We start from the raw sequence: 1941 nt of genomic DNA on the forward strand, positions 1-1941 counted from the left end.
GCGGGTGCCGCCGTTCTCCGGCGAGATCCGCGACGGCTACCTCTGGGGGCGCGGCGCGATCGACATGAAGGACACGGTGGCGGTCATGCTGGCCACCGCCCGGCACTTCGCCCGTACCGGCACCCAGCCCTCCCGTGACGTGGTCCTCGCCTTCCTCGCCGACGAGGAGGCGGGCGGCAAGTTCGGCGCCCACTGGCTGGTCGAGCACCGCCCCGACCTCTTCGCCGGGGTCACCGAGGCGATCGGCGAGGGCGGCGGCTTCTCCTTCGCGATCGACGACACCCGACGGCTCTACCCGATCGAGAACGCCCAGCGCGGTATGGCCTGGATGGAGCTGACCGCCACCGGGCGGGCGGGTCACGGCTCGTCCCCCAACGACGAGAACGCCGTCACCGACCTCGCCGAGTCCCTCACCCGCATCGGCCGCGAGACCTTCCCCGTCCGGCTGATCGAACCGGTCCGCGCCCTGCTCGAAGAGGCCGCCCGGCTGTACGGCGTGGAGTTCGACGAGGACGACATCGAGGGCACCCTCGAACGGCTGGGGCCGGTCGCCGACTTCATGCAGGTGGTCCTGCGCAACTCCGCCAACCCCACGATGTTCGCCGCGGGTTACCAGACCAACGTCATCCCCGGGAAGGCCACCGCCCGCGTCGACGGCCGCTTCCTGCCGGGCCACGAGCAGGAACTGCTCGACACGATCGACCGGTTGCTGCTCCCCTCCGTCACCCGCCGGTGGGTCAACCACGACATCGCCATGGAGACGCCGTTCGACGGCCCGCTCGTCGAGGCGATGTGCGAGGCGGTCCGCGCGGAGGACCCGGACGGCCACCCGGTGCCGTACTGCAACCCCGGCGGCACCGACGCCAAGGCCTTCACCCACCTCGGCATCCGCTGCTTCGGCTTCAAGGGGCTGAAGCTCCCGCACGACCTGGACTACGGCCGCCTCTTCCACGGCGTGGACGAGCGGGTCCCGCTGGAGGGCCTGCGCTTCGGCGTCCGCGTCATGACCCGACTCTGGCAGAGCTGCTGACCTGACCGAGGCAGCTCCACCAGGGGCCCGCCCCGACCCGGGCTCACCCCTCCGTACGCCCCCGCCGAAGCCTTCGGCGGGGGCGTACGGCACGATGGGACGCCGTCCGTCCGCACCCGACCCACCAGGAGGAACGCCGTGGCCGCCGAGCCCCTCGCCCGTCCCGAGCCGGAGGTCCTCGCCGCCTTCGAGGCCGCCAAGGGCTTCATGCCGGTACGCGAAGGGCTCGCCCTGTACGCCGCCGCCGCCGAGGCCGCGGCCCTGGGGCTCCCGTTGCTGGAGGTGGGCACCTACTGCGGGCGGTCCACGGTCCTGCTGGCCGCCGCCGCCCGCGCCGCGGGGGTCACCGCCCTCACCGTCGACCACCACCGGGGCAGCGAGGAGCAGCAGCCCGGCTGGGAGTACCACGACCCGTCCGTGGTGGACCCCGAACTCGGGCTGATGGACACCCTGCCGACCTTCCGCCGGACCCTGCACCGGGCGGGCCTGGAGGAGCAGGTGGTGGCGCTCGTCGGCCGGTCCCCGCAGGTGGCGGCCGTCTGGGGCGGGACGCTCGGCTTCGTCTTCATCGACGGCGGCCACACGGACGCACACGCGACGGGCGACTACGAGGGGTGGGCCCCGAAGGTCGCCGACGGCGGTCTGCTGGCCGTCCACGACGTCTTCCCCGACCCGGCGGACGGAGGCCAGGCCCCGTACCGGATCTACCGACGGGCCCTGGAGTCAGGGGCGTTCACCGAGGTGTCGGTGACGGATTCGCTGCGCGTGCTGCGGCGTTCGGGGCCGGGGATCTGAGGTCCGCGGATAGCATCACGGGCGTGCGAGACGACGACAGCCCTCCCCCCACCCCCCGTAGGCCCGCGCGCCTTCGCACCGTGGCCGCCGCCGCGGTGCTGGCGGCCCTCGGCCTG

Annotated in this window: 2 protein-coding genes; both read left to right on the forward strand. The window is 73.5% G+C overall.

All coding sequences use genetic code 11. The features are described 5' to 3' along the window. The coding region (locus IH13_RS39125) for a M20/M25/M40 family metallo-hydrolase (protein ID WP_031090082.1) at positions 1-1030 on the forward strand (1030 nt) is incomplete at its 5' end. Positions 1031-1168: 138 nt separating this feature from the next. Next, positions 1169-1825 (forward strand): class I SAM-dependent methyltransferase, encoded by a 657-nt coding sequence (locus tag IH13_RS0132440; protein WP_031090084.1) that lies wholly within the window; start codon positions 1169-1171, stop codon positions 1823-1825. Positions 1826-1941: the final 116 nt, after the last annotated feature.

This window comes from Streptomyces sp. NRRL WC-3549 (assembly GCF_000721935.1).
GTDB lineage: Bacteria > Actinomycetota > Actinomycetes > Streptomycetales > Streptomycetaceae > Streptomyces.